Here is a 4,521-nt window from a genome sequence, read left to right on the forward strand (position 1 = left end):
CTGGGGACTGGGGACTGGTGACTGGGGACTGGGTAATCAATTTTATTTTCCCAATTACCAATTACCAATTACCAATTACCAATTACCAATTACCAATTACCAATTACCAATTACCAATTACCAATTACCAATCACCAATTCCCTTTTAATAGTTTATTTTTCTACTGGTTGTTGACTAGAAAACACTGGAGCGATCGCACTTAATTTTAACTCTGGATGGTCGCCCTGTAATTGTTGACAATTCCATTCATTACGGAATAATAAAACTGGTCTTCCCATACTATCTTTGACTGTCGTAGTGTTAAATACACGCCCCACTTTTTCCAAAGCTTCCCAACCACCTTCAACCCAGCGAGCCACACTATATGGTAATAAATCAAGAATAGTTTCTACACCATATTCATTTTGTAAACGGAACTGCACAACTTCAAATTGCAACTGACCAACTGCTGCCAAAATTGGATCGCGTTTAGCTTCATCAGTCGAGTACATAATTTGTACAGCACCTTCTTCTCTTAGTTCAGAAACACCTTTTTGAAATTGCTTAAATTTTGAGGGGTTGGGGTTTCTTAAAGTCGCAAACAGTTCTGGTGAAAAATAAGGAATTCCCTCATATTCCAGTTTTTGCCCTGTGTAAATTGTGTCACCAATGGCAAAAACGCCAGGGTTATTTAAACCTATTACATCCCCAGCATAAGCGACATCAATAGACTCTCTCTCTTGGGCAAAAAGTTTTTGCGGTCGAGACAGACGGACAGCTTTACCTGTGCGGGCGTGGTTCACTGTCATATCTTTTTCAAACTTACCTGTGCAGACCCGGACAAAAGCGACTCTATCTCTATGTTTGGGATCCATGTTAGCTTGGAGTTTGAAGACAAATCCTGTAAACTCTGGGTAAGTTGGGGGAATTTCGCCAGCGGTGCTGTGATGTGTACCGGGTTTGAGGGCGTAGTCCAAGAAGTATTTGAGGAATAACTCGACCCCAAAGTTAGTCATGGCGCTCCCAAAAAACACAGGAGTCATTTTTCCTTGATGCACTAAATCTAAATCTAGTTCCCCACCGGCTCCTTCTAATAGTTCTAACTCATCTTTAAGTTGATGGTAAAGGTCTTGTTCTAAAAGTTGTTCAATTCTGCTATCACCTAAATCAACTATAGTATCACGGGCTTCTTTACTACCGTGGGCGCTACGTTCAAATAAATGGATTTGCTTTTGGTGGCGGTCAAATACGCCTTTAAAGCGATCGCCCATTCCTATCGGCCAGTTTACCGAGTATGTTTGTAATCCCAATTCTTGCTCAATCTCATCCAAAAGTTCTAAAGGTTCTCTTCCCGGACGGTCGAGTTTATTCACAAAGGTGAAAATGGGAATACCCCTCATTTTACACACTTCAAACAGTTTCCGGGTTTGAGGTTCTAACCCTTTAGCCGCATCAATCAGCATCACCGCGTTATCGGCTGCTGCTAAAGTTCTATAAGTGTCCTCACTAAAATCTTGGTGTCCAGGGGTATCAAGTAAATTAATTTGACAATTGTTATAGACAAATTGTAAAACAGTAGAGGTAATAGAAATACCCCGTTGTTGTTCCATTGCCATCCAGTCAGAAGTGACTTTGCGCTGGTCTCTTCGAGCTTTTACCGCTCCTGCTTCATGGATAGCACCCCCGTATAATAATAATTTTTCAGTTAACGTAGTTTTACCAGCATCAGGGTGAGAAATAATCGCAAAATTGCGACGCAGTTCCACCGCTTCACCTAGTTCTTCAATCAGTTCAGTAGCCATAATTTGTAATTTGTTTTTTACCTTACTTAATTAAATGTAATCTTTTTCAGGACTAAGGAAACATATTTGTCTATTCTATTCATTTTCACCGGTGAATCAATCAATTTTAATTCAGATAATTCAAAAATTCATGGGTGAGGTAGTTGACAAATTGGGTAGTTTTCATTATGATTTTATTACAGTGGAAATCTGTGCGTGCATATAGGATCTTGTTTGAGATTTCTCAGATTGTAAGATTGTCAGAATCAGGATATCCAGGATTTAAGGATTTACAGGATGTGCGTTTGTAATATTCTATAATATCTGTACTAAGCTGTTGTGCATTTAATTTGTATAAGTGGAACAGGCATCTTGCCTGTTAAACAAGAGTTCAGAACATTAGGATTATACAATTTAGCTGTGTAACAGCTTATCAGCATCTGGATGGGGAGATTTTGAGTAGAATAGACTGGTAAAGTTGTGAAGGAAATTCTATTATGTCATCTCCAGCAATTACCACTGTCATCAAAATGATGGAATCTTTATCTGAAGATGTACAAGACAGAGTTGCAGAACATTTGAGAGAATATTTAGCAGATTTACAAGATGAATTAAAATGGGATAATTCATTTAAAAAAAGTCAACAAAAATTAATTGCATCTGCTCAACGTGCTAAAAGAGAAATTGCAGAAGGATTAGCTAAACCAATAGACCTCTCCAAAATAGAATGTATTGATTTTTAATATATTGTAGGGGCGAAGCATTTGGGCGATAATTTGACGGAAAAATCAGACATCTAGATATCCCAAATGCTTCGACCTGCCCCCATAAATAAGCCATAATTTCTTTTCTGGAGAAGTCTATTATATTATATCTGAATGTCTACGTTGTCAGAATCAGGATATCCAGAATTTAAGGATTTACAGAATTACATTCATGAGTGCTTCCTTAAACTTTGCAGCACTTTGAAAATGGATTTGCGGTTTTTCAGTTAAAGCTAAATCTATTACTGCTGCTAATTGCTTGGGAATATTGGCATTACGTTGTAAAATTGGTACAGGATCATTTTCCAGAACATCCATAAAAGGATCATCTGTGAAATTGCGGGGAACATATCCTGTTAACATATTATATAAACAAGCTGCACTTGCCCAAACATCAACATCGGGTTTTGCATCTTTAAATTTTAGCACCTGTTGACGAGGAATAAAACCCGGTGTACCTCCCATTCTTTTGGTGAAAGTTTGTCCACTTAAACCTGCTAAATCAAAAGATTTTGCTAAACCATAATCACCGATTTTTGCTGTGAGTTTACCATTAATATTACACAAGAAAATATTATTTGGTTTTAAATCTCGGTGAACTAAACCTTTACCTTTTGCAAAGCTACCATTAGCTAATTTAACATAGGGAATTTCTGCATTATGGGTATATGTTAAACCGTCTAAAACTTGCAGGATAATTCCTAAAGACATATCTAGAGGTAATTTTCCTCCTAATTGCTGCATTAAATCATAAACATTCCCACCTTCGTAATATTCCATGACTAGGAAAAATATATTTTCTGCATAACCATAATCAAATAATTCTACAACATAGGGATGTTTTAAAGCTTTCAGGTTTTCAATTTCCCGGAGGAACATTTGGACATGATTTTCATCCTGTGCAACTTCTGGTAACATGACTTTTAAAGCGACAAGTTTACCAGTTTGGGAATGTTGCGCTAAATAAACTTCACCAAAACCACCTTTTCCGATAGATTTGATAATTTGATAATTGCGTAATGCTGTTAATTGTTTTTCTCCACCTATCGCTAATTTGATTAATTTTTGAATGACATCAAAAAGTTTGGTTTTGGTTTTTGGTTGTGGTGGTTGGATAAAACCAGGAGTTTGAATATCAGGAGTTTTATGAAGTGGTTGGGTAATTTTAATATTAACTTGAAAAACAGTATCACCTATTATAATATTATCACCATCTTGTAAATCATATTCAGGAAAGTTTAATTTTTGCGCTTCTTCTGGGGTGTGATGAGATTGTCTACCACCTATTTTTTTGTTATTAATATAAGTTCCGTTTAAACTTCCTAAATCTTTGATTTTGATATCTGGGGGGTTGATATCTAATAAACAATGATAGCGGGAAACTTTTTTATCAACTTCGTAGGGTATGGATAAACCACAATCATCATTTCTACCAATAAGACAAGTGGTGCGAGTGTCGAATATATATTGTTTTCCTGAGAGTTTACCTGTGGTAATAGTCAGGGTGATGGTAGATTGCATATTTAGGTAGTTTTTATAGACGCTGTATATTATACATGATTTTGGTGTGATTGGGGATTTTATTTGTCTGAATCAGGATGTCCAGGATTTGAAGATGTACAGGATGTGATTGAATGATTGTTTGTTGGGAGTTGGAGATTTTATTTGTCTGAATCAGGTGGTTATCGAGTTTCGACTACGCTCAACTACCGCGACTTGTACTGAGCCTGTCCTGAGCGGTGTCGAAGAGCGAAGTCGAGATAATGTCCAGGATTAGAGGATTTTCAGGATGTTGTTGGATGATTGTTTGTTGGGAAGTTGGGGATTTTTTGATGATGTTATTGAATGATTGTTTTTGAATGTTTATAAGCCATCTAAAAATTACCATCCCGTACATCCTAAAATCCTGGTTATCCTGATTCAGACAAATACAACTTTAAACACCAACAGAAAATCTATAAATAACATCCTGTACATCCTAAAATCCTGGTTATCC

Annotated in this window: 3 protein-coding genes; 1 reads left to right on the top strand and 2 read right to left on the bottom strand. The window is 36.8% G+C overall.

The features are described from left to right. Positions 1-153 precede the first annotated feature (153 nt). On the bottom strand, positions 154-1,782 hold the full coding sequence (prfC, locus tag PN497_RS02635; RefSeq protein ID WP_096565904.1) for a peptide chain release factor 3: 1,629 nt from the start codon (positions 1,780-1,782) through the stop codon (positions 154-156). Positions 1,783-2,258: 476 nt separating this feature from the next. Here prfC and PN497_RS02640 point away from each other — a divergent pair, with 476 nt between their 5' ends. After that, positions 2,259-2,504, top strand: coding sequence for a hypothetical protein (locus PN497_RS02640; RefSeq protein ID WP_096565902.1), 246 nt, complete (start codon positions 2,259-2,261; stop codon positions 2,502-2,504). 177 nt (positions 2,505-2,681) lie between these two features. Here PN497_RS02640 and PN497_RS02645 read toward each other — a convergent pair whose 3' ends face one another. After that, positions 2,682-4,046, bottom strand: coding sequence for a protein kinase domain-containing protein (locus PN497_RS02645; protein ID WP_096565901.1), 1,365 nt, complete (start codon positions 4,044-4,046; stop codon positions 2,682-2,684). Positions 4,047-4,521: the final 475 nt, after the last annotated feature.

The sequence above is a fragment of the Sphaerospermopsis kisseleviana CS-549 genome, assembly GCF_028329225.1.
Classification (GTDB): Bacteria; Cyanobacteriota; Cyanobacteriia; order Cyanobacteriales; family Nostocaceae; genus Sphaerospermopsis; species Sphaerospermopsis kisseleviana.

What these genes read in the sequence shown, in the direction of transcription:
- PN497_RS02640 (WP_096565902.1), top strand. Translation starts at nt 2,259, where the DNA reads ATGTCATCTCCAGCAATTACCACTGTCATCAAAATGATGGAATCTTTA.
- prfC (WP_096565904.1), bottom strand. Translation starts at nt 1,782, where the DNA reads ATGGCTACTGAACTGATTGAAGAACTAGGTGAAGCGGTGGAACTGCGT.
- PN497_RS02645 (WP_096565901.1), bottom strand. Translation starts at nt 4,046, where the DNA reads ATGCAATCTACCATCACCCTGACTATTACCACAGGTAAACTCTCAGGA.